Here is a 338-nt window from a genome sequence, read left to right on the forward strand (position 1 = left end):
AAGCATCACCGTGGCCGAGGCCAGGGATTCGCAGGCGTTGGCCAGTAGCGATTCGGTGTCGGCTTGGGGGTTGGCGCTGAACAGGCTGCTGGGGCTGTACGGCGTAGACATGATTTGTGCGGGCGCGAGGTAATGGTCGAGGGCGCGTTCGGCGGCATTGTGGAGTTTTCGCGAGTTGAGTGATTCGTAGGGAGATACCGAGTCCGGGATCGGCGGATGGGTGTTGGTGTCGGACATCGACTGAGACTCCAGGCACGCTGAAAGAATGACTCCGTGTAGGAGCTGCCGCAGGCTGTGATCTTTTGCTTTTAAAAAAGACAAGATCAAAAGATCGCAGC

The 338-nt window shown here is 57.7% G+C and carries 1 protein-coding gene; it reads right to left on the minus strand.

Annotation, left to right across the window (positions count from 1 at the left end; genetic code table 11):
* Nucleotides 1–237 (minus strand): DUF6124 family protein (locus ACXR0M_RS27255; protein WP_458834692.1); only part of this gene is annotated, 237 nt, incomplete at its 3' end.
* Nucleotides 238–338: the final 101 nt, after the last annotated feature.

This window comes from Pseudomonas sp. Eth.TT006 (assembly GCF_054456575.1).